This window comes from Mesobacillus thioparans, assembly GCF_965138835.1.
Lineage (GTDB): Bacteria > Bacillota > Bacilli > Bacillales > Cytobacillaceae > Mesobacillus > Mesobacillus thioparans.
The window spans coordinates 483,776-505,398 of the sequence record NZ_CBCSFH010000001.1; the positions used below are offsets into that span (position 1 = coordinate 483,776).

Here is a 21,623-nt window from a genome sequence, read left to right on the forward strand (position 1 = left end):
TCTTTAAGTCTTATAAATATTCGTTTTCGTGCTTCGCCTTAATGCGCTGCCATCTTTTTTCGACTTCTTCTTCGAATTCAACAAGCATGTCTTTGTTTTCTTCTTTTAACAAATGCTTTGTTTTTCCCATATATTTCAGCCAATCTGACAGAGGAATTTTCTTGTTTTTTGCTTCAGGGTCATACGTTATGTTCGTGACGCCCTGCTCCACTTCATAAAGCGGGAAGAAGTTGGAGTTTACTGCTGCTTCGACGATTGTCTGTCCATAGCGATCTTCGGATTTCCAGTTTAGCGGGCAAGTGATCAGCAGCTTTCCGTACACAGTTCCGACATTCTGGGCATACCACTGTGCCTTCGCAGCCTTTTTCAAAAGATCCTGAGGGAATGCCTCTGTACCCGTGAAGACATAAGGTATATTGGTCGATGCCATGATCTGGGCAGTATCCTTATGGTGGAACGCCTTTCCTTTTTGTGCCTTGCCAACATTCGAAGTGCTGGTCATGTGCCCAAACGGTGTGGAATAGGAAAGCTGGGAACCGGTATTCATATATCCTTCATTATCATATTCAAGCATGATCAGCTTGTGGCCGCGAAGGGCTGTGCCGATAGCCGAACCCATGCCGATATCCATTCCGCCATCACCGGTTACCATCACGAATGTCGCATCTGCTGACACTTCGATTTCACCGCGACGCTTCAATTCAAGGAATGCTTCAAGCGTACCAGACAATGTTGCTGCCCCGTTCTGGAACAGGTTATGGATCGTCGTCTGCTTATGAGATGTGTGAGGATATGCTGTTGTAACTACATATGCACATCCTGTCTGGAACAGGATGACCAGGTCTCCTTCTATGCCTTTGAAGAACATTTCAAGGCCGCCGAATATACCGCAGCCAGGACATGCGCCATGACCTGAGGCTATTCGCTTTGGCTTTGAAGTCAATGCCCTTAAAGGAGGGATTTTGACGTTCAGTTTGTTCTTCTCTTCATCCTTTGTAACCTGGATCAGTCCTGATTTATAGACATCGCCATGCTGAGGCTCAATCACAGGCTTCAGCGTTTTTTCAGGTTCACCGGGAACATGACCATAGTAATCGAACGGCTTTTCAGCGTAACCTTTTTCCATTGCATCAATCGCCATCGCGAAAAATGCTTCCGCATCATCTGCATAAAAGTCCTTGCCGCCCAGGCCGAACACCCTGCTCTGGACGATGGTTTCATTGTCCCTGTCTTCCTGAAGCGCGGACTTGATTTCATGCGTCAGGTTCGGACCGTGGCCGCCGTAAGAATCAGCTCTTTCCCCAACCAACAGGGATTTCACATTCTTTAAAGCTTCCCTGATTTCCTTTGCAGGGAATGGACGGATGATATTGGGGCTGATGACACCGGCCTTGATTCCTTGCTCCCTCAGCCTATCAACGACATCCTTTGCAGACTCCGCAGCGGAATTCAGGAGGAACAATGCGACATCTGCATCCTCCATTTTATACAGGTCAAGGATGTCATAGTTCCTCCCTGATAGTTTTGCATATTCTGCAGCCACTTCTTTATAAACATCTTTAGCCCTGTAAATGGCTTCTGATTGCTGGAAATGGTTATTCATCAAGTCGTCGCCATTCATGTGCGCTCCGATTGTTAACGGCTTCCTAGGATCTCGGGCAAAATTGTATTCAGTCGGTGCCTCCCCAACGAATTTCTGGACAACTGCACGGTCCTTAAAATAATTTACCTTCCGCTTCTGATGGGATGTAAAGAAGCCATCATAGGCAACCATTACCGGCAGGCGGACATCTGAATGCTCTGCTATTTTCAGAGCCATGATATTCATATCATATACTGCCTGTGGAGTCCGGGCTGTCAGGATCACCCATCCTGTATTCAAGGCAAAATACAGATCCGAATGGTCGCCGCGGATATCGAGCGGGCCGCTGATCGACCTGGTAACAAGGTTCAGCACCATCGGGTAACGCGTTCCTGATTGGACAGGCAGCTGCTCAAGCATATACATCAGGCCGTTAGCGCTTGTTGCGTTGAACACACGCGCTCCTGTTGCCGCAGCACCATAACAGATACCAGCGGATCCATGCTCGCCATCGGCCGGGATCAATTTGATATCATGCTCTCCCCTGGCTTTCATCAGATCCAGATACTGAGCGACTTCAGTTGAAGGGGTTATTGGAAAATAGCCCATGATATGATAATTGATTTGAGCTGCTGCCATTGCCGCCATTTCATTTCCCGATTCAAAAGTGGTCACCTGTTCTGCTGTGCTCATTGCTTTTACATTTTCTTCAAGAATGGACATCAAGAAACCCCTCCAGTCACATAAGGATAGTTATGTTTCACTTGATTTTCTTCTGCGTAGCCAATCATTTCCCGCAGATCGCTTAAAGCTGTTGTCGGGCATGCTTCGACGCACTTCAGGCATCCTTTGCAATATTGATAATCGATTCCCTTCAGGAACATTTGCTTTCGGCCGCGCTTGTCTTCGCCTTCCTCCCAGACAAAGCAATAATCAGGGCAAGCAGTGTCGCAAGCTGCGCAGTTAATGCAATCCGCCTTGTTGAATTGCGGCAAGAATCCCTGCCTGGAACCGCTTAAATCTTTGAGGATACTGTTTGCCTGAGCGGTGATGACGCCGCCGATGTCCTGCGTTGTATATCCCAGCAGCGGCATGGACCGCTTGAATTCCTTGCCCTGTGCACCTTCTTCAAGTTCGTATGTCTTGAACTGAACTGCATTATAACCCCTCTCGAACGTCCTGATGTTCGGTTCGACTAAGTGAGGATATTTTTTTTCAAAGGTTTTCCGGATGACATTCTTCATTGCTTCCGGGTCAAGGAAGTCGATGATGCGATACAATGCTCCAAGCATGGCTGTATTCACTTTTGTTTTTTCTTCGACTGCGATTGAAAGAGCATCGACGATTGCTAGCGTGCCATATTCCAGCTGTAGATCTTTTTTGATTTCATCAAAATCCCTTGTTGAATTCACGAGCAGGATTCCATCCGGACGTAAACCACTGACAACATCAACCATTTTATAGAGCGCTTCATGAAATACCCCGACGACATGCGGTTCTTCAATCGGACTGTGTACCCTTATTTCAGTTTCCGGATCACAGAACCGCACAAAACTTTTCACTGGCGACCCTTTTTTTTCGGATCCATATGATGAAAAGTTGGACCCATTCAGCCCAAGACCTAGGACTCCTGCCTCGGCAAGCATCTTTCCGGCCAGGTTTGCGCCAAGCCCTCCGATCGATTCAAGTCGGATCTCATAAAAGCCTAATTCGTTCTTCTTCGGTAAGATAGACATAATCTCCCTCCCCATTTTGTTGTTAAGGTGATTGAATTTGAACATTCCCCACTTTTAATTTTATAGATAATAAAATTATTAAGCTGTGACATATATCAAACATTTGCATTTTTTTATTAGAACACACCCAAAAATATTTCAATTAATCCGTATGCTATAATGGATTTATATTATATAACAGAGATAAAATTGTATTAATACAGCATTAAATCCTGATTCAGGAAATCACTCCTGAAAGAGGAATCGAATCCTTGATTTTGAGCAAATTGCCTGGTTTGTCTTTAACCTGGAAAGGGTAAAAATAACTGAGGATTATTTGGGGGTCTCTAATTAAGGGAGGAAATATGAAACAACGAGATTACTACTTTGACAACGCCAAGTTCATCTTGATTTTTTTCGTCGTATTTGGCCATCTTTTGCGCTCGTTCATTGAAGACAATGAAATGATTTACAATATTTATAAAGTTATCTATACATTCCATATGCCAGCCTTCATCCTTGTTTCAGGCTTTTTCGCAAGAGGCTTCAATAAAAAGGGTTATGTAATGAAAATAGCAAAGAAATTAATTCTGCCATATTTCATTTTTCAGCTTATCTATTCAATTTTTTACTATTTTCTCTACAGCAAATCGACCTTTACGATCGATCCGCTGAATCCGCACTGGTCATTGTGGTTTTTGATCAGCTTGTTCTGCTGGCACCTCATGTTGATTGGCTTTGCAAGGCTTAGCGCACCAATCGGCCTTTTAATCGCTTTTGGACTGGGACTTGGCGTGGGCTATGTTGACTGGATATCCAATTATTTAAGTCTCTCCAGGACATTCGTGTTCTTTCCGTTGTTTCTGCTTGGATACCACTTAACGAAGGACCATATCAAGATATTGACCAGGCCTTCCTTTAAAATTGGAGCACTTGTTGCCTTCACAGTTGTATTTTTAGGATTCTACCTTAATCCTGAGATCGACTATAAATGGCTCCTTGGTTCTAAGCCTTATTCAATGATGGAAGCAGCATCGATTTCAAGTATGTTTACACGCTTAAGTTTTTACCTCTTAAGTTTGCTGATGGTATTCAGTTTCCTGACAATCGTGCCAAAGAAGCAATATTTCTTTACTGACCTTGGGAAAAATACACTTTATGTGTATTTACTGCATGGATTTTTTGTCCGAACCTTCCGCGAAAGCGAGGTCCAGAACTTTTTCCACAGTCCCGAACGTTTTATCCTGCTGGCATTCATCGCCCTGGTACTGACTTTCTTGCTTTCAAGCAAATATGCGGCCGCTCTCGCCCAGCCGCTGATCGAATTCAAGACATCCAGGATCAACCGCCTAAAAATCAGGTTTGCAGCCATCGTACGCTTCTATCGCCGGAAGCTGTTGAGCCAGTAATATGCCAAAAAAAGGAAAGAGCCATTCACCGAGAATGGCTCTTTCCTTTTTCTTCAACAGGATTCAGCCTGTCTTTTTTGTCTAAACTGAGATATAATTGGAGATTGACTTGCTGTGGATTTTTTAAAAGGAGATTTTTTTCATGAATATCGTCTTAACAACGCTAAACGCGAAGTATATACACACGAATCTTGCTATCAGATACCTTAAGGCATATGCTCAGCCAGAATTCGATGCGAAGATTGTTGAATACACCATTAAAGACCCTGTGATCAACATCGTATCAGATCTGATTCAAAAGAAACCTGATCTGATCGGTTTCAGCTGCTATATTTGGAATATCGAAGAAACGATCAAAGTCATTAAAATGATCAAGAAAGTCAATCCCGACATCTTGATCGTCGTTGGCGGCCCTGAAGTTACTTATGATGTCCAGGATTGGATGAAAGAAGTGCCAGAGTTCGATGTGATTGTCATCGGCGAGGGAGAACAGACTTTCAAACAGCTTCTTACAGGAGTTTCAACAGGACATGACTTTTCAGAAGTACCTGGCATAGCCTACAGGCATGATGGCAGCATCAAGCTGAACCCTCAGCGCAATAAGCTGGATTTAAAAGAACTACCCTCACCTTACCGCTTTGAAGAAGATGTTGCCCATCTTGCCAAAAGGGTCACTTATATTGAAACGAGCCGCGGCTGCCCATTCAGCTGTCAATTCTGCCTCTCTTCCATTGAAGTGGGGGTCCGTTACTTTGACAGGGAAAAGGTCAAGGATGACATCCGCTATTTAATGGAAAAAGGTGCGAAGACCATTAAGTTTGTGGACAGGACCTTCAATATCAGCAGGAGCTACGCAATGGAAATGTTCCGATTCCTGATCGATGAACATCTCCCCGGGACCGTATTCCAATTCGAAATCACTGCCGACATCATGCGGCCTGAGGTCATTGCCTTCCTGAACGAGGAAGCTCCTGCAGGATTATTCCGCTTTGAAATCGGAGTCCAGTCCACGAATGATTATACAAATGAACTTGTCATGAGAAAACAGAATTTCGATAAACTGAAACGGACTGTCACAATGGTCAAGGAAGGCGGCAAGATTGACCAGCACCTTGATTTGATCGCCGGTTTGCCGGAAGAGGATTATCAATCGTTCAAGAAAACCTTCAATGATGTGTTTGCGATGAGGCCGGAAGAATTGCAGCTAGGCTTCCTGAAGATGCTGAGGGGGACTGGCTTGAGGCTGAGAGCTCCTGAGCATGATTATATCTATATGGACCATTCTCCATATGAAATCCTCGGTAATAATGTACTTGATTTCAATGATATCATTAAGATCAAGCAGGTTGAGGATGTGCTTGAGAAATATTGGAATGATCACAGGATGGACCATACCGTTGAATTCCTGGTCACCAGCGTCTTCCCATCCCCATTCGACTTCTTCCAGGAATTCGGATCATATTGGGAAACAAAAGGATGGTCAAGGATCGGTCACCAGCTTGAAGACTTATATAAAAGGCTATACCAGTTCCTCAAGGAAAAGGGTGTGGATCAACTGGAGCAGATTGTAAGCCTTATGAAATACGATTATCTCGCGAGCATGAAATATAAGCCCCGCAAGCCATGGTGGGAGCTGGCATCGGATAAGCAGCAGCGTTCAGAACTTTACAGGGAAATCATCAAGAATCCTGGAACCCTCGGCCAAAAGTTCCTGGATTTGCAGCTTAATGAAAAGGATTTGTACAAACATACCCTGCTTGAGGATATCATGATCAATCTGGAAAAGCTGGCAGAAGACGGAATTATTGAAAATTCACCGTCACACATCCTTGTTTATTTTGATTCTAAATCTGAAAAACCTTATTTCTTCCCTTTTAAAAAGGAAAACTTTAAGCCGGCTTGATTCAGCCGGCTTTTTCTATTTGCAGTCTTTTTCAGCTTTACTTTTCGCCTTTTTACCGGCAAAAGGCTTTTCATAAAACTTCCCTGCGTTCATATCGCCGAATTCCATGCCGAATTCAACGTTCAAAGGCTTTTGGTGCCGTAATTCATGCTTTTTCATCATGCTCGTCCTTTCCTGCCCTGCTTTGAATTCCTGTTCGCAAATTTCCCTGGGTCCTCACCATGGGCAAATTCAGCAGAAAACTCACTTTCCTGAAGATTTTTCTTAGGTGTGTTTGTATATTTTTCCACAGCATTTCTTTCTGCCTTCCGTTTTGCCATTCTAACCACCTCCATCCTTTATTTTTTTCAATCGGCGATTTGCTATGTACAGTTTCGATTACCTTATTTTACAAACGGAACTGTCTTATAAAAAGCTTCCTACAACAAAAGCTAAACATAAAAAAGGAGGAGCAGAAATGGCGAAGAAAAATCGTGAACTGAAACCTTTGGATATCGAGGAAACACTGCCTCATCAAATCAATGCTCCAAGTTTCAAGGATACTGGAATAGAAATGAAGGCACCTTTCAAGAACGAACATGGTGTGATCATTGGAGACAGCCTGTACGCATCTGAAGATTCACCGCTGGAAAATTGGTCGGATGAGACGGACCCTGCTGTCATGGCTGGCGAAGACTGGATACACCCTACCAATGATATCGGCTGGAATACAGCAGAAAACAGGGAGCTGCTAGAGGAAAAGCGAAAACCACAAGGATTTCCATTCATGCACCCTACAAAAGACGTGAGCAAGGGCCAGGATTAAAAAAATCCGGGAAATTTCCCGGATTTTTTGCATTATCCAATTATCACACGTTCCTTGGGAAAAGCAATGCTTTCCTTGGTCGTTTTTCCGCCAATGATCAGCAGGAAAGAAATGACGCCTACTCTTCCGATGAACATCAGGATGATCAGCACCAATTTGCCGATATTTGATAGATCGGGTGTGATTCCCATCGATAACCCTGTAGTCCCAAATGCAGACGCCACTTCAAAAATGATCGCAAGCTGTTCATGGTCCTCTGTCACCATCATGATAATGACAGCAAGAAAACAAATAATGACAGCCATAATGGAAACAACCAGGGATTTGATGATGTCATCCTGGTGCAGTTCCCTGTTGAAGATTTTGATGGCTCTTCTTCCTCGGGCAAAATGATACAAGAACAAGAGGTTCAGTGCAAAAGTGGTCGTACGGATCCCGCCGCCGACAGAGCTTGGTGAAGCCCCAATAAACATCAAGGCTGCCATCAGGAACAGTGTCGGGTCAGTAAAATCATTGACATCCATTGTGGACAGACCGCCACTTCTTGTTGTCGCCGATTGAAAAAAAGCATAAAAGAACGAATCTAGCCACGACTTATCGGAGAAGAAGTGATTGTATTCCAGACCCCAAATAGCGATTGTACCGAAAATCAGGAGAATCAAAAACATCAGCGTTGTGATTTTCAGGAAAAGTGAAAAATGAAAAGGCCCTTGTTTTTTTCTCCTGAAAAGGAAGCTTTTGACCTCCACCAACACAGGGAAACCAATTGCCCCGAGTGTAATCAAAAGAATATTGATGGTCACAACAAAATAATCCTGGGCGTACGGAATCAGGGAGGCACCGGTAATATCAAAGCCTCCATTGGTTGTAGCACTTACGGATGCAAACAAACCGTGAAGAAAAGCCTCCTGCCATGTTGGGAAGTATTTCAGAAAATACAATCCCAGAAGCAGAGCACCCATCAATTCAATGATCACGATGATGATCAGGATATCCTTCAGCATCTTAACAAGTCCGGACATATTGGTCTGGTTCTGGTCCATCATGATCAACCTGCGTTCTTTCAAGCCGATTTTCTTCCTGATGATCAGCCAAAAAAAGGTGCCAAGCGCCATGACGCCTATACCGCCAAACTGCAGCACAAACATAAGGATGAAGATTCCTGGAACAGTGAAGGTGTCGTGAATGATGACTACCGAAAGGCCTGTTACACTGACAGCACTTGCCGCAGTGAACAAGGCATCCATAAATGTCCATTTTGCACCGGGCTGAATGGCAACAGGCAGGCTCAGTAAACTCATGGAAACCATTACTGCAATTAAATAATACGCGACAATAATTTGTGCCGGAGATAATTTGTTTAACCTTCTTCTTATATTAATCCACATACTTATATCCTTTCAGCTCAGTTCATTACTACCTATAATAAAGAAATTCAAGGTATTAATAAAGAGTTTTCCTGCAGTTCCCATCTACCTTTCATATTGATACTCGACTTTGGATGAATTTCTTCAGCTTTCAAGAGAAATTGTCCAGTTTGCATTTTGTAGATCTGTTCAAAAATATCCATGATATAAAAGTTACCATTCATGAACTCGCGCGCAATGTCCAAACTATTCATACAGAGAACATTCTCTGTATACCTAAAAAAGGAGATGATAACATGGCTCGAAATTCAAATAAATTGCTGGTTCCTGGGGTAGAGCAATTCATGGATCAGGTGAAATATGAAATCGCACAGGAATTCGGCGTTAGTCTGGGCTCAGACACTGTTTCCAGAGCAAACGGATCAGTTGGAGGAGAAATCACCAAACGTTTAGTTCAGCAGGCGCAGGCACAGCTATCAGGACAAAAACAACAATAATACACCCCAAAACTGAATATCACATGGAAAAAAGTCCGGAAATGAATTCCGGACTTTTGTATTTCGTTATTTTTTTCCCGGGTTATCTTTTTTGTTCCCGGATTTCCCTCTTTGGTCATTTTTCTGGTTTTGGTTCACTTTCTGGTTTTGGTTCACTTTCTGGTTTTGATGCGCTTTTGGGTTCTGGTGGGTTTTCTGGTTTTTTCCATTATTGAACTTGTGTCCGTTGTAATCGGGCTTATTGCTGTTATTATTAACATGTTTGTTATTAGAATGGCCATTGCCATTCATTCCCGAATTGTTCTTCTCTTTATTTTTATCAGAAGCTGGGTTCCTTCTCTGCTCTGAATTTGGATTGCCTTTTGGAGGCTCAGGTTTGTCTTTCTTTAGCTGTCCGGGTGCTTCCTTCTTTTCTTGCTCTGGCTCCTGTCTTACAGGCTGTTGGACTGGGACCTTCTTTTCCGGCTTCGGCTCAGTTTTCTTATCATTTACAGCCGGTTTTGAAACTGGCTTTGGCACTGGGGATTTTTGCTTTTCTTTATACACACCGGTCGAAACGCCCTGCTTAATTGCCTTCTCCCTGTCTTCATTCGTTGCTTCCATAACCTTAAGGTTCAGGTCTTCATCATTCGTTGTCTTTTTGATTCCAGCAATTTTTTGTTCCAATTTCTGGTCCACAGTCTTCTTTGCTTTTGCAGTATGGACTGTGGCGATGACGACTTCATGCTTTGTTTTGAAGTAGCCTTGCGCTTCGATTTTATCAAGGACCATCTTTGCCACAATGCCAGCATCTTTCTTCTTCCAGCCTTCTATTTCCTTGATGATTTGCTTCCCTTCAGGATTGTATCCTTTCAATTGAAGAACCTTCAAATCTTCATTGACGGCCATTTCTATGCTGGGATTTACATCGATCGACATATATGCATAAACCTGTCCGTCCTGATAAACAGGCAGAACGGCAGCCATAACGAGCATAAGTACAGCAGCCAGCATAACCGTTTTTACCTTCACACTATTTAAAAATGAAACGTCAAATCTTTTTCGCTTTACTTTTTCCGATTCAGGAAAAAAATGAATTTCTTCTCCTACCTGATAATCTTGTTGAAGCTTTCGGGCCCGTAAAAACTCGCCTTCGGGGGTCAACAATGTTAGGTAAAGATCATTGATTTCAAGGATTACTCCTTTTCTCATGTCTCCAGCACCCCTTTAATATAATCCTTTAAATACACATAATCCCCAATTAAAATAAGTGCAATGGCAATAATATATTTTCTGTTTCTCTCTATTGTTTTTCTGCTGACTTTGACCATTTCTTCCAATTGCTTGATTGGCAGTCGTTTTTTCTCTAGCAGCAAGCCTTTCAACTCTTCATTTTCCACCATCGCCTTTGCGACGAGCATGGCATTTTTCCGGGCATCGGCATGCTTTGGTGACTGCTCCAGCAAGTCCTGGAATGACAAATCAAAATCAGATAATATCGTTTGGAATTGGATGATTTCATCTCTTCTAAGTTCCTGCTCTGTCTTTTTCCGGAACTCATCAAGTGAAAGTTCATCTTCAAGAGTCGAGCGGTGCTGCTCATCCTCATTCGGATCATTAGAAAGGTTAAAGCTCAGGTTTTGATTCCGGCTCTGCTGGCGGATATAATCAATCACCCTGCGCTTGATCATGACTTCTGCAAAACTCAATAATGAATTTCCTTTTTCGGATGAATATTTCTGGATTGCCTCATTAAAGGCGATGAGGCCAATGCTAAATTCATCGTCAGACTCATGTATGTACCTCTTGCAGACAGACGATACAGTCTTGGCAATAAAAGGTTTGTAAGAATCGATTAATTCTTCTCTAAGTGCAGCATCCCCCTGGTGGATTTTCTCAACAGTTTCTTCCAGCGGCCTGCGCTTTTTCTTTGCCATGAACAATAAACTTAGCAATAGCCTCACCTCATTTCCTCCACACATTATATCATATCTGTCAATTTATCTATTGTGGTTAGGCAGTGAAAAGATAGCCGCTTCAGGCTATCTTTTCGAGTCTATTGTTCAAACTGTATTAATTTTTGTCATGCCCTTTTCCAGGGCCATTCCCGTGCTGTGCTTTGCTTGTTTTCTTTTCTTCTTTCTTCCCTTGCCCAGGCTGATGCTTTTCTTCTTTTTTTACTTGCTTAGCCTGGCGCTTTTCTTCTTTCTTCACTTGCTTAGCAAGGTGCTTCTCTTCTTTCATCTGTTGCTTAGCTTCTTTACGCTCCTGTTTCACAGCAGCCTTTTCAGCCTTGTGTTCCTGCTTCGCTTTGCCTTTTCCAGCCTTCACAGGAGCTGCAACTACAGTATCATCATCAGCAGGCATTGTTTTCTCAGTGTCTGCATCATGGTCTTCGATTTCAGGTGTTTCATCCGCAGGAAGAAGGTCCGGCTCTACCACTGGTTCTAGTTCGACTGATTCAGCAGTTTCCTTTTCTTCTTCTGGCTTTTCACCATACTTTTCTTCTATTTTTGCTAATTTCTTTGCCATCTTGGCGTATGTCTTGTCAATGTTCTTTTGAAGCTGAGCTTTTGCATTTTCATTGCCGACATGCTCCATAGCCGCTTTTAAGGCAATGATGTTCTGCCTGAGCATACCTTCAATTTCCTCAAAAGGATTTTCACTTACAGCTTCGTCTTCATCTGCAACCACTTCATCTTCTGTAGCTTCGTCTGCGTTTTCTTCCCCTTGATCATCAGCATCAACATCGTCAGCTGGTTTTCCCTCTTTGTCAACAGACTCCTCATCTCCTGTTTCTTCACCTTCTTCTTCAGAAACAGTTCCATCTTCACCATTGTCAACGTCCATGTCCTCTTCTGAATCTTTTGAGGTTTCCTGGTCGACAATGTCCTGTGATGATTCCATATATTGAACAGCCGCTTCGATCACTTTAAGGGCTTCTTCTTCTTTTCCTTCAGCGAACAGCGCCCCCGCTTCTGCTAATCGTTCTGATGCGTATGAAGCAAGCAATTCTGCTTCTTCAGACTGATCGAATGTAAAAGCAAGCCTGATTTTCTCTAATGCTATTTTCGCAAAGTAGAAAAAGTCTCCAGGGATCAAAGTTGGATTTATTTCTTCCAGTTCTTCCACCTGGGATTTTGCTTCTTCAATTTCTTCCGGGCTGACATTTTGCATTTCTACCGTTTCCAAATCAGAATGGTTTTCTTCTGCCATTGCAACTGGGGAAAAAGTGAATGTTCCAGCAAGCACTAAAGCTAGAGTACTCTTTGCGATTTTCTTCATCTCTTGGTTAGATAATTTTTTCATTCTCTGTTCACCTCATGTGTATTTAAGAGCGGCCGCTTTTTTCATTACATGGTTACGTTTGCACTCGAAAGGTTATGGGGGTTTCGCTGAAAAAAATAAAAAAATTCCAGTCAGTTATCGACCGGAATTAACATATATACTCTTTTTTTTAGGCTCTACCTTAAAATTTGCTGCTATCACCATAGCAACAATCAATGCAAAAACAGCCTTTTATTAATTTATGGAATGGCCAGATCTGTCCCCATTTCTTCTGGGCAGTATGTAGCGCTGTTCAATCGATATAGTACCTTAAAACCAATTTCCTGATAAAAAGACCAATAAGCACACCCGGAATGACAAATATCATCGGCAGGAATACAGGACCGGGAAAAATCCCGAACATCTTGATCTTCGGGGAGATCATCAAACCAACAGTCACGAAGTAGGCCGAAAAAACGAAAGGCAAAAACGTGATTTTTTCATCCTCCGGCATCACGCTCCTATATGCATCCCATATGGCGAACATATATAGACAGGGGTAAAACATCAACCATTGAAAATCCATCACCTGCATGGCCATGCCCGTCTCACCAAGGAAGCTGTACATTATTCCTTCGTTGAAATTACTTTTCACGTTAACAAGGAACTCGAGTAAAACAAATAATATACCCTTCACAAGATTGCCCGTCAGCAATTGGGCAAATCCAGGCAGTGCGATGCTCCACATTACCGCTTCTAGTTTGGTTAATTTCTTTTTTATCGCCACGACAAGATTCATCCTTTAAACAATTTATTGGGCTATCCTTGTATGATTGCCAAATTTCTTCAATGTCCTACAAAGTCCAGTGAAGAATTAGGTCTTTGATATCCTTTTCGTTGTTCTACTTGTTTTAGATTGTCCAAATTGAGCCTTGAATTATCATTTTTCCAGTTAATTGTTAAAAAATATTCTAAAATAACAGGAAATCTACGTGGAAATCCGGCGAAATATCAAAATAAACACCGTCCCTGCATCATAGGGACGGTGTCCATTTACTTATTGTTTCTTAGCAATGAGATATAGTTCCTGGCAAAGGTGACCCAGTCTCTTTTCTCTGAAAAATAACTCTTGAATAGGTTCAGGAACAATGGATACTTTCCTTTATAGGGATACCATTGAATTTCTGAATTCAAGAAACCTTTGTCCTCCATGATGGCTTTTTCATGGCAAAAAATCCTCAGCCCTGCCTCAGAATGATATCGCCCAATGCCACTTTCCTTTGCACCACCGAACGGGAGTCCATGATTGGCTACAGTGATGATGACATCATTGATCACGACAGCGCCGGATACAAGGCGTGAAGAAACGCGGCGCGCTTTCTCCCTGTCCCTTGTCCAAACACTTGCATTCAACCCATAAGCAGTGCCATTCGCATAGGCAATGGCCTCTTCTTCTGTATCGAACGGAACCACGGGAAGCAAAGGACCGAAAGTCTCGTCCTGGATGATTTTCATATCCTGTTCCACGTCCGTAACAACTGTTGGCGGCAGGTACATGCCTTCCTTCCAGTCTTCGGGTTTAAGCCCTGTCACCAATTTTGCTCCGCGCTGAAGGGCTTCATCCAGCTGCTCCCTAACTACGTTCTTCTGGGCAGGAAAGGTCATCGACCCCACATCTGCATCGATATCATCACCTTGCCTCAGTGAATGCACTTCACCCTGCAATTTCTCAAGGAATTCAGGATAAACCGTTCGTTCAACATACAGCCTCTCCGCACTCATGCAAACCTGGCCGCTGTTTGTAAAAGCTCCCCATGCAGCTGCCTTTGCTGCCCTGTCAAGGTTGGCATCACCGAATACGATCATTGGATCCTTCCCTCCCAGTTCAAGGGTAGTCGGGATTAAATCCTTAGCTGCCTGCTGCTGAATGATTTTTCCTGTGCGTACAGAGCCTGTGAAAAAGATATAATCTGGCTTCCCGGCAGTGAAGGCGGCCCCTACTTCTTTTCCACCGTGGGCCACCTGTATGGTGCCTTCAGGGAACCCTGAACGCTTGAAAAGGTCTTCGATATACTTTCCGACCAGCGGGGTTACCTCTGAGGGCTTTAAAATAACAGAGTTCCCACCCGCCAGGGCACTTATCATCGGAACCATCGCCAGCTGCAAAGGATAATTCCATGGAGAAATCACAAGCACCACTCCGCGAGGCATATACTCGATGAATGATTTCTTGCCGAACAGAAGCAATGGTGTCCTGACTTTCTGCCTGCCCAGGACCTTTTCAGCATGCCTGATGATATGGTCGATCGCATCAAGTGTCGGCATAATATCAGCCACGATTGATTCGGTCAATACCTTGCCTGTATCATCAGAGATCACCCTTGCAATCTCCTCCATCTCATTCACTATCATCTGTTTGAGCTTTCTTAAAAAACCGATCCGATTTGGAATAGGCATAGTACTCCAACTGGCGAATGCCTTCCTGCCCTGCTCGTAAAAGAACGGCACTTCATGTACAGGCGTCTCTTCGATTTCAGCAATTATTTTTCCTGTTGCCGGGGATGTAACCGGTATTCTCCGTACTTCTTCAACTGGATGCACATTCATTCACCTGCCTATATTTTCAAGTCTTTATACTATGTTTATTTGATAATGCGGCTTATGCTTATTTTCCCGGTAAAAGGCTGCCATTGCCGCAATCCCTTCCCTGAAATCCGGGCATTGGATTCCTGAACACTTAAGGTCTTCCTGGGCCTGGGAAGAGTCGAAACGGCCTTTCCAGGTAAAATAATCGAGCGCTTCCTTTTCAACCCCAAGATACCTTCTCAAGCCCCTGAATTGAAGCCCCGCTTTCGCCAGCGACAAAGGCACGGAACCGATCGGCTGCTTGTTCAACAATTCAAACATCATCATTTCATACAGCTCCGATACTTTGTATGGTTTCGGATCCGTAAGGTGATACGTCTTGCCTGCCCCGTCATCTGCAAATGTCAAATAGGTAGTCGCTTCAATAATATAATCCACAGGTACCAGATTGACAACTGTATCGCCCTTTCCAAGCTTTGGCAGGAAAGGCATGAACCGAAGCCGGTCGATGAAATTCATGATGAAATACGGGCCATCAAATTTTATCGTCTCCCCTGTTTTCGAATGCCCTTTTACAATGCCTGGCCTGATGATGGTGACAGGAACCTCTGACTTCAGGGAGTCCACCAGTACTTCAGCTTCATATTTAGTTTCCTCATAGAAGTTCTTGAAGCCAGGTGGCCTGATTAATTCGTCTTCATATAGGATTCCCTCACGGCTTCCAGCCACATAAGCCGTGCTGAAATACGTATAGCGCTGGATATTTTCAAGTTCTTTCACCCAGTCATTCACATTCCTGGTTCCATCCACATTCACCCGGTAAGCGATGTCCTTTGGAACTGCCAGATCATATATAGCTGCAAGGTGGAAAACATGGGTGACCGACTGCGCAAGCTGATCAGCCTTTTCCGGATCAATGCCCAATCCTGGGACCGTTATATCACCTGTAACCACCTCGAATTGACTCTCGTCAAGGCTAAAATCCCGAACAATAGAGGCCCGCTCCGCCTCTGCCTTCTCAGCCATAGCAGGCAAAACCAGGACACTTACCCTTCCTTTTCCCTCATTTCTCCTTAACACTTCCCTGATTAATTGATTGCTGATGAACCCTGGAAAGCCAGTGAAAAAATATCCGTATTCCATGAACGTCCTCCTCAACGGTAATTAGCTATATTTTACCGATAAGCGCTTACAACCGCAATAACTTTGCTGACTATTCTGAAAAATACGATGGATATCGGGTATGATTGCTTACGGAAGTCCCTCGTTTATCGTGAAGTACTCAGCCCCGTGTTGCAATTTGTTCAGCCCCTGGAAGCGCTGGGACTGAATGAACAAAAGAAAATGCCCGGCTAACTCCAGCCAGGCATCACATTTATCTTCTTCTTCTAAAATCCTGAATCGAGTCTTCTTCTTTTATCTGTTGAAGAAGTTCTTCAAGCATACCTGCCATCTCTTCATTCGTGTATTTCCCCTTCTGGAAGGTATCGGTCCGCTGTTCGGTTCCAGCTTCATATTCAGACTCTGTATGCTCTTTCAGCAGATAGGCCGGTACAAGATGGCCATCTGGAGTTGCATACATTTTATTCCTTCTGCGATAGTCCTTGTCAAAAAAGCTGTAGACCACCGGAATTACGAATAGTGTCAGGAATGTACTGCTGATCAATCCTCCAATAACGGTGATTCCCATTGGCTGATTGATTTCTGTCCCTTCCCCGATTCCGAGAGCAAGCGGGATCAATCCAAGTATTGTGGTTAACGCGGTCATCAGGATTGGACGTGCCCGGTCTTTTACTGATAAAACAATTGCCTCATGCGGATTCAGACCGCGTTCTTTCTTCTGATTGATATAATCGACGATCACAATCGCGTTGTTCACGACAATCCCTGCGAGGACAATGATTCCGATAATAACCGTCAAGCTGACTGGAGTTTGGGTTGCGGTCAATGCAATCGCGACACCAATCACCATCAGCGGCACAGTGAACATGATGACAAATGGATACTTCAGTGATTCAAACTGGGCAGCCATGACAAGATAGATCAGGATGATCGCGAGAACGAACGCAAGCAGCAAATCATCAATTGAGGATTCGAGCAGTTCCCTGTCCCCACTGAATACAATCTCGGTTTCATCTGGCAAATCAAGTTCTTCTATTTTTTTGTCCACTTGCTTGGACATATCGCCAAGGTTTGTTGAAGACTTGTATTTCATTGTTAATTCAACCGCACCCTGCTGATTGATTCTCTGGATTTTAACAGGACCGCTGCCGGTCTCTATATTGGCAATCTGGCCAAGTGAGACATAATTGCCATCCGGCTTCTTAATCAGGAGCTTCTTTAGATTAGCGATATTCTGGGTTACATCGCTGTCATATTCTACATAGACACCGAGAATCTCTTCATCCTCTCCAGGCATTTGGGTGGCCATATCCCCTCTTGTCACATTGTTGACAACCATCGCAACTTGCGCTGGTGCCAGACCCTGAACGAGTGCCTTTTCCCTGTCAACAGTGATCTGTACCTCTTCGACTGTATCATTCTTGCTTGTTGTCAGTTCATTGACATCGTCCAATTCCTTCAGGGAATCATATATTTTGTCAACCGATTCATTCAGCCTTTTTTCACTGGAATCACGAACACTGAATGTAAGTGTGTTTGGGGCTGAACCTGATGTGGACTGGAGATTGAAACTCAGCTCAGCACTGCTGTTTGCCTCAGCAGCAGCTTGCTCAAGATCCTTTTTCACATCATCGACAAACTTGAAAGTACTGATTTCCCTTTCGTCAAGCTCATCCATTTTCACGTACAATTCCCCGACATTCGCATTCGTTGTGCCTCTGAAGGAAGCCTCCTGGGTTGTGCCGACCAAACTCACGTATACATCGACATCTTCTTCCTCTTTCAGCTTATCCTCCAAAGCTGCCAGCACTTTTTCTGTCTCGGTCAACGCCGACCCATTCTCTAGGTTCACCCTGATGCTGAAAAATCCTTCGTCTGTCGGCGGGATGAACTGCGTTCCGACAGTTGTCACCCCATAACCGCCTCCGGCAAGCATCAGCAGTGTGATCAGAATGACGGCAAAACGATGACGCAGAGCCCATCTAATCGATTTCTCCAATCCTCTCATCGAGCTGGAGCGCTGCCTTCTCGCTTCCACATTTTTCTTCGGAGCCTTGAGCAGCCTGCTTGCCAGCATCGGGACAACTGTCAACGCCACCACTAATGAAGCAAACAGACTGAACGAGATTGTCAATGCAAACTCTGTGAACAGTTCCCCAATGATTCCAGAAATGAATACTACCGGCAAGAACACCGCAACTGTTGTCAAAGTCGAAGCAGTTATTGCGGCTCCGACTTCCCTGGAACCATCTCTGGCTGCTGTTTTCGGATCCTTGCCCATCGACAGATGCCGGTAAATATTTTCAATGACGACAATGGCATTATCCACAAGCATCCCAATCCCGAGTGCCAGGCCGCCAAGCGTCATGATATTCAATGTAAAATCAGCGAAAAACATTAATACGAACGTAAAAATAACCGAATACGGAATGGCAATCCCGATGATGAGCGGACTCTTCACATTTCTCAGGAAGAAGAACAGCACCAGCATCGCCAAAAGTCCCCCGACAATCAGCGAGTTTGAAATATTGCCGATCGCAAGTTTTATATAATCGCCCTGGTCAAAGAGTACATCTGACTTAATTCCAGCGTATTTATCTTTTTTAAGCAAGGTTTCCAGTTCATCAAGGAACGCTTTGGAAACCTCTGCCGTATTCGCATCAGATTGTTGAAGGACACTCAGCAGCACGGATGGGGTCTGATTCGTCCTCGTAATCGTCCGGTCATCCTGCTTTTGCAGTTCGACCTTTCCGACATCCGCCAGTTTGACCTTCTGTTTCGTCACCGGATTGGTGAACACCGTCAGATTCTTCAATGTGTCCAATGAATCCAGACTGCTGATGATCCTCGTCGTCAATTCTTTGCCGTCTGTCAAAATCGTATCGCCTGGCATGGAAACATCATTAGCCCTGATCAGGTCAACAATATCCGACTGACTCAGTTTATAATCCCGCAACTTCTCCTGGTCCAGTTCCACCCGCACTTCACGAACGGAAGTACCTGATAAATTGATACTGGCGACCCCTTCGACCTTGGTCAGTTCCAGCTCAAGCTCTTCCGCGAGTTCCCTAAGCGCAGATTCGTCCTTTCCAGAGCTCAACGATAGCTGGATGATGGGAAACTGGGACGGGTCGAACTTCATGAACCTCGGTTTATTCGCATCGTCCGGAATAGGCGTCATATCCAGCCTTTGGATGACTTCATCCTGGATATCATCTATATTGGTTGTCCAGGAAAACTGCATCAAAATCAGGTTTGCACCCTCCTGTGAAGTCGATGTCATCGTCTTGATTCCCGGTAACGTGGCCAGATTCGCTTCCAAAGGCTTCGTCACCTTTTCCATGACCTCTTCAGGACTGGCTCCCTGGTAATTGGTCACGACCACGCCAACAGGCGGATTTATATCCGGAATGAGTTTCAGAGGAATCCTCATCAAAGAAACCACCCCAAGAATCAAGACCAAAAACATCGTAACCAATGTAAAAACAGGTCTCCTGATCGAAAAATTGCTGATTTTCATACGCTAACTCCTTTCGGCGGTAAAACCTTATGACTGACCGGACATTTTTTAAAAGATACCATTCTTAATATAGTGAAGCATCAAGGATAATTCAACTATCCAATATACAATGTATATGAACAATTTTTAACATACCCTCCATTTTAAATGAATGAGCGGATTAATGAAACTTTAAGACCCTGACTGCGCCATGATTTATCATTAGGGATGTGCCCCAACTTGATCGTTTTTTGTGGTTACGGGCAGATAATTTTGNNTTATGTTCCCCAATTCCTACGTTCCTCTGAGTTTCGGGTACATAATCTGGTTTTATATTACCCAAATCTCCAATTCTCTTGGGTTTCGGGCACATAACCAAATTTAAAAAAACGCGGAAGCCTAAGCCACCGCGTTTTTCCCAATCTTTGATAATGTTATTCCGGTGAATCCTGCGGCAAGGGTCAAAACCGGTGACAGCAGGCAAAAGAATGCAAACGGAACATACTCCATTGTACTGACTCCGAGGACGCTGCTGAGGAAGACTCCGCACACACTCCAGGGGACAAGCGGATTTGTGACTGTCCCTGCATCTTCGAGGACACGGGACAGGTTTTTCGGATGAAGTCCCGCTTTTTCAAAATGGTCTGCAAAGGTATTCCCTGTCAAAAGGATCGAGAGGTATTGCTCACCGATCAGCAAGTTGATCCCTAGAGCAGACAATGCAGTTGAACCGATGAGTACCGGCCCCTTTTCAAGACTTCCGGCAAGCCCTTGCAATAAGGCGGGAAGGACGCCAAGCTTGAACAACAATCCGCCCATGCTCAAGGCAAGCAGGACAAGTGATATGGAAAAAAACATGCTTTCGATTCCGCCCCTTGATAACAGTGAATCCAGCTGAGCATTCCCGCTTTCCGAAACATATCCGGAATATAAAATTCCAGGAAGGCCCCCCCATTCTTGCATAGGGACAATGAACATACTGATTGCCATGGCTGTGAGGGTCCCTGCTGCCAGGGTTAAAATTGATGACACCTTTTTTAAAGCCAAGACCACTATTACAGCCAGCGGAATGAAAGAGTACCAGTGTACAAGATTCATCTTTACCAGGGTGTTCTGCAAATTCGCTAGTTGTGTGAAATCCGCTGACTTGAGGTCAGGTGATAGAATCCCAAACAAAATTAGAGAAATGAAGAACGCAGGGACTGTTGTCCATGACATATTTTTTATATGTTCGAACAAGTCCACCTTTACAGTGGATGAAGCCAGAACCGTCGTATCAGAGAGCGGCGACATTTTATCACCCAGGAAGGCACCTGAAATCACTGCACCTGCTGTGATAGCCAGGGAGAAACCAAGAGCTTCGCTAACAGTGATGAAGGCTACCCCAATTACCGCTGAAGTGGTCAACGAACTGCCTATGCTCAAACCAACTATGGATGTGATGATAAAGACAATTGCGTAGAACCATTTGCCAGTGACCAGATCAAATGCAAAAAATATCAGGGTCGGAATGGTACCAGCAGCAATCCAGCTGCTGACAAGCATCCCGATAAAGAAAAATATCATTACAGCCCCAAGGCCTGCCTTCGCACCTTCAACCATACTTTTTTCCAGATCGGCCATCTTTATTTTTTTCAATAATCCATAAATCATCAGCGCCATGATTCCCATTATGACGGGAATATGAGGCATCAGTTCAAGTTTGATCATGCCATAGCTTATACCAGCCAGTAGTAATATTATTACCGCTGCCGCCTCGGATGTTTTCAATGTAATTGATTCATTTTGATGGATCATGCTGATTCCTCCAATTAGTCGTAAATTGCAAAAAACTCCTCTACACTAGGGACGAAGGAGCTCCGCGGTACCACCCTAATTGGCAAACACTTTTG

At 44.1% G+C, this 21,623-nt stretch carries 17 protein-coding genes; 4 read left to right on the top strand and 13 right to left on the bottom strand.

The genetic code is table 11. From position 1 onward, the window contains the following. Nucleotides 1–10: 10 nt before the first annotated feature. Nucleotides 11–2,305 (bottom strand): thiamine pyrophosphate-dependent enzyme, encoded by a 2,295-nt coding sequence (locus ACNAZ4_RS02535; RefSeq protein WP_415812614.1) that lies wholly within the window; start codon nt 2,303–2,305, stop codon nt 11–13. After that, nucleotides 2,305–3,318, bottom strand: coding sequence for a 2-oxoacid:acceptor oxidoreductase family protein (locus ACNAZ4_RS02540; protein ID WP_415812615.1), 1,014 nt, complete (start codon nt 3,316–3,318; stop codon nt 2,305–2,307). The genes ACNAZ4_RS02535 and ACNAZ4_RS02540 overlap by 1 nt, the downstream gene beginning before the upstream one ends. Before the next feature lie 344 nt (nt 3,319–3,662). Between ACNAZ4_RS02540 and ACNAZ4_RS02545 the strand changes: the two genes are divergently transcribed. Together ACNAZ4_RS02545 and ACNAZ4_RS02550 are read left to right on the top strand one after the other, a co-directional pair. Further along, entirely contained in the window at nt 3,663–4,706 is a 1,044-nt protein-coding gene (locus ACNAZ4_RS02545; protein ID WP_415812616.1) for an acyltransferase family protein, read from the top strand. Nucleotides 4,707–4,848: 142 nt separating this feature from the next. Then, nucleotides 4,849–6,609 carry a B12-binding domain-containing radical SAM protein gene (locus tag ACNAZ4_RS02550; RefSeq protein ID WP_415812617.1) on the top strand — a complete coding sequence of 587 codons (1,761 nt, stop codon included), beginning with the start codon at nt 4,849–4,851 and terminating at the stop codon, nt 6,607–6,609. A gap of 15 nt (nt 6,610–6,624) precedes the next feature. On the opposite strand, the gene ACNAZ4_RS02555 is transcribed toward ACNAZ4_RS02550, so the two are convergent. Together ACNAZ4_RS02555 and ACNAZ4_RS02560 are read right to left on the bottom strand one after the other, a co-directional pair. Then, nucleotides 6,625–6,771, bottom strand: coding sequence for a hypothetical protein (locus ACNAZ4_RS02555; protein WP_415812618.1), 147 nt, complete (start codon nt 6,769–6,771; stop codon nt 6,625–6,627). Then, nucleotides 6,768–6,929 carry a hypothetical protein gene (locus ACNAZ4_RS02560; protein WP_415812619.1) on the bottom strand — a complete coding sequence of 54 codons (162 nt, stop codon included), beginning with the start codon at nt 6,927–6,929 and terminating at the stop codon, nt 6,768–6,770. The genes ACNAZ4_RS02555 and ACNAZ4_RS02560 overlap by 4 nt, the downstream gene beginning before the upstream one ends. 137 nt (nt 6,930–7,066) lie before the next feature. Here ACNAZ4_RS02560 and ACNAZ4_RS02565 point away from each other — a divergent pair, with 137 nt between their 5' ends. Further along, nucleotides 7,067–7,414, top strand: a complete 348-nt coding sequence (locus tag ACNAZ4_RS02565) for a DUF3905 domain-containing protein (RefSeq protein WP_415812620.1) — start codon at nt 7,067–7,069, stop codon at nt 7,412–7,414. Nucleotides 7,415–7,446: 32 nt separating this feature from the next. Here ACNAZ4_RS02565 and ACNAZ4_RS02570 read toward each other — a convergent pair whose 3' ends face one another. Next, entirely contained in the window at nt 7,447–8,802 is a 1,356-nt protein-coding gene (locus tag ACNAZ4_RS02570; protein ID WP_415812621.1) for a TrkH family potassium uptake protein, read from the bottom strand. A gap of 275 nt (nt 8,803–9,077) precedes the next feature. On the opposite strand from ACNAZ4_RS02570, the gene ACNAZ4_RS02575 reads away from it, so the two are divergent. Then, nucleotides 9,078–9,278, top strand: coding sequence for a small, acid-soluble spore protein, alpha/beta type (locus ACNAZ4_RS02575; RefSeq protein WP_415801692.1), 201 nt, complete (start codon nt 9,078–9,080; stop codon nt 9,276–9,278). Nucleotides 9,279–9,344: 66 nt separating this feature from the next. Here ACNAZ4_RS02575 and ACNAZ4_RS02580 read toward each other — a convergent pair whose 3' ends face one another. The 8 genes from ACNAZ4_RS02580 to nhaC form a co-directional block, all read right to left on the bottom strand. Further along, on the bottom strand, nt 9,345–10,469 hold the full coding sequence (locus tag ACNAZ4_RS02580; RefSeq protein ID WP_415812622.1) for an anti-sigma factor domain-containing protein: 1,125 nt from the start codon (nt 10,467–10,469) through the stop codon (nt 9,345–9,347). Then, nucleotides 10,466–11,212, bottom strand: coding sequence for an RNA polymerase sigma factor SigI (gene sigI / locus ACNAZ4_RS02585; protein ID WP_415812992.1), 747 nt, complete (start codon nt 11,210–11,212; stop codon nt 10,466–10,468). The genes ACNAZ4_RS02580 and sigI overlap by 4 nt, the downstream gene beginning before the upstream one ends. Before the next feature lie 118 nt (nt 11,213–11,330). Further along, nucleotides 11,331–12,566: a DUF5667 domain-containing protein gene (locus tag ACNAZ4_RS02590; protein WP_415812623.1), complete on the bottom strand. Its 1,236-nt coding sequence runs from the start codon at nt 12,564–12,566 to the stop codon at nt 11,331–11,333. 271 nt (nt 12,567–12,837) lie between these two features. Beyond that, nucleotides 12,838–13,323: a hypothetical protein gene (locus ACNAZ4_RS02595; RefSeq protein WP_415812624.1), complete on the bottom strand. Its 486-nt coding sequence runs from the start codon at nt 13,321–13,323 to the stop codon at nt 12,838–12,840. Between the two features lie 254 nt (nt 13,324–13,577). Then, on the bottom strand, nt 13,578–15,131 hold the full coding sequence (locus tag ACNAZ4_RS02600) for an aldehyde dehydrogenase family protein (RefSeq protein ID WP_415812625.1): 1,554 nt from the start codon (nt 15,129–15,131) through the stop codon (nt 13,578–13,580). A 24-nt stretch (nt 15,132–15,155) separates the two neighbouring features. Next, the gene (locus ACNAZ4_RS02605; RefSeq protein ID WP_415812626.1) at nt 15,156–16,253 is read right to left on the bottom strand and encodes an SDR family oxidoreductase; all 1,098 of its coding nucleotides are present in this window, start codon (nt 16,251–16,253) and stop codon (nt 15,156–15,158) included. Between the two features lie 232 nt (nt 16,254–16,485). Further along, nucleotides 16,486–19,752, bottom strand: coding sequence for an efflux RND transporter permease subunit (locus ACNAZ4_RS02610; RefSeq protein ID WP_415812627.1), 3,267 nt, complete (start codon nt 19,750–19,752; stop codon nt 16,486–16,488). A 378-nt stretch (nt 19,753–20,130) separates the two neighbouring features. Then, nucleotides 20,131–21,528: a Na+/H+ antiporter NhaC gene (gene nhaC, locus ACNAZ4_RS02615; RefSeq protein ID WP_415812628.1), complete on the bottom strand. Its 1,398-nt coding sequence runs from the start codon at nt 21,526–21,528 to the stop codon at nt 20,131–20,133. Nucleotides 21,529–21,623: the final 95 nt, after the last annotated feature.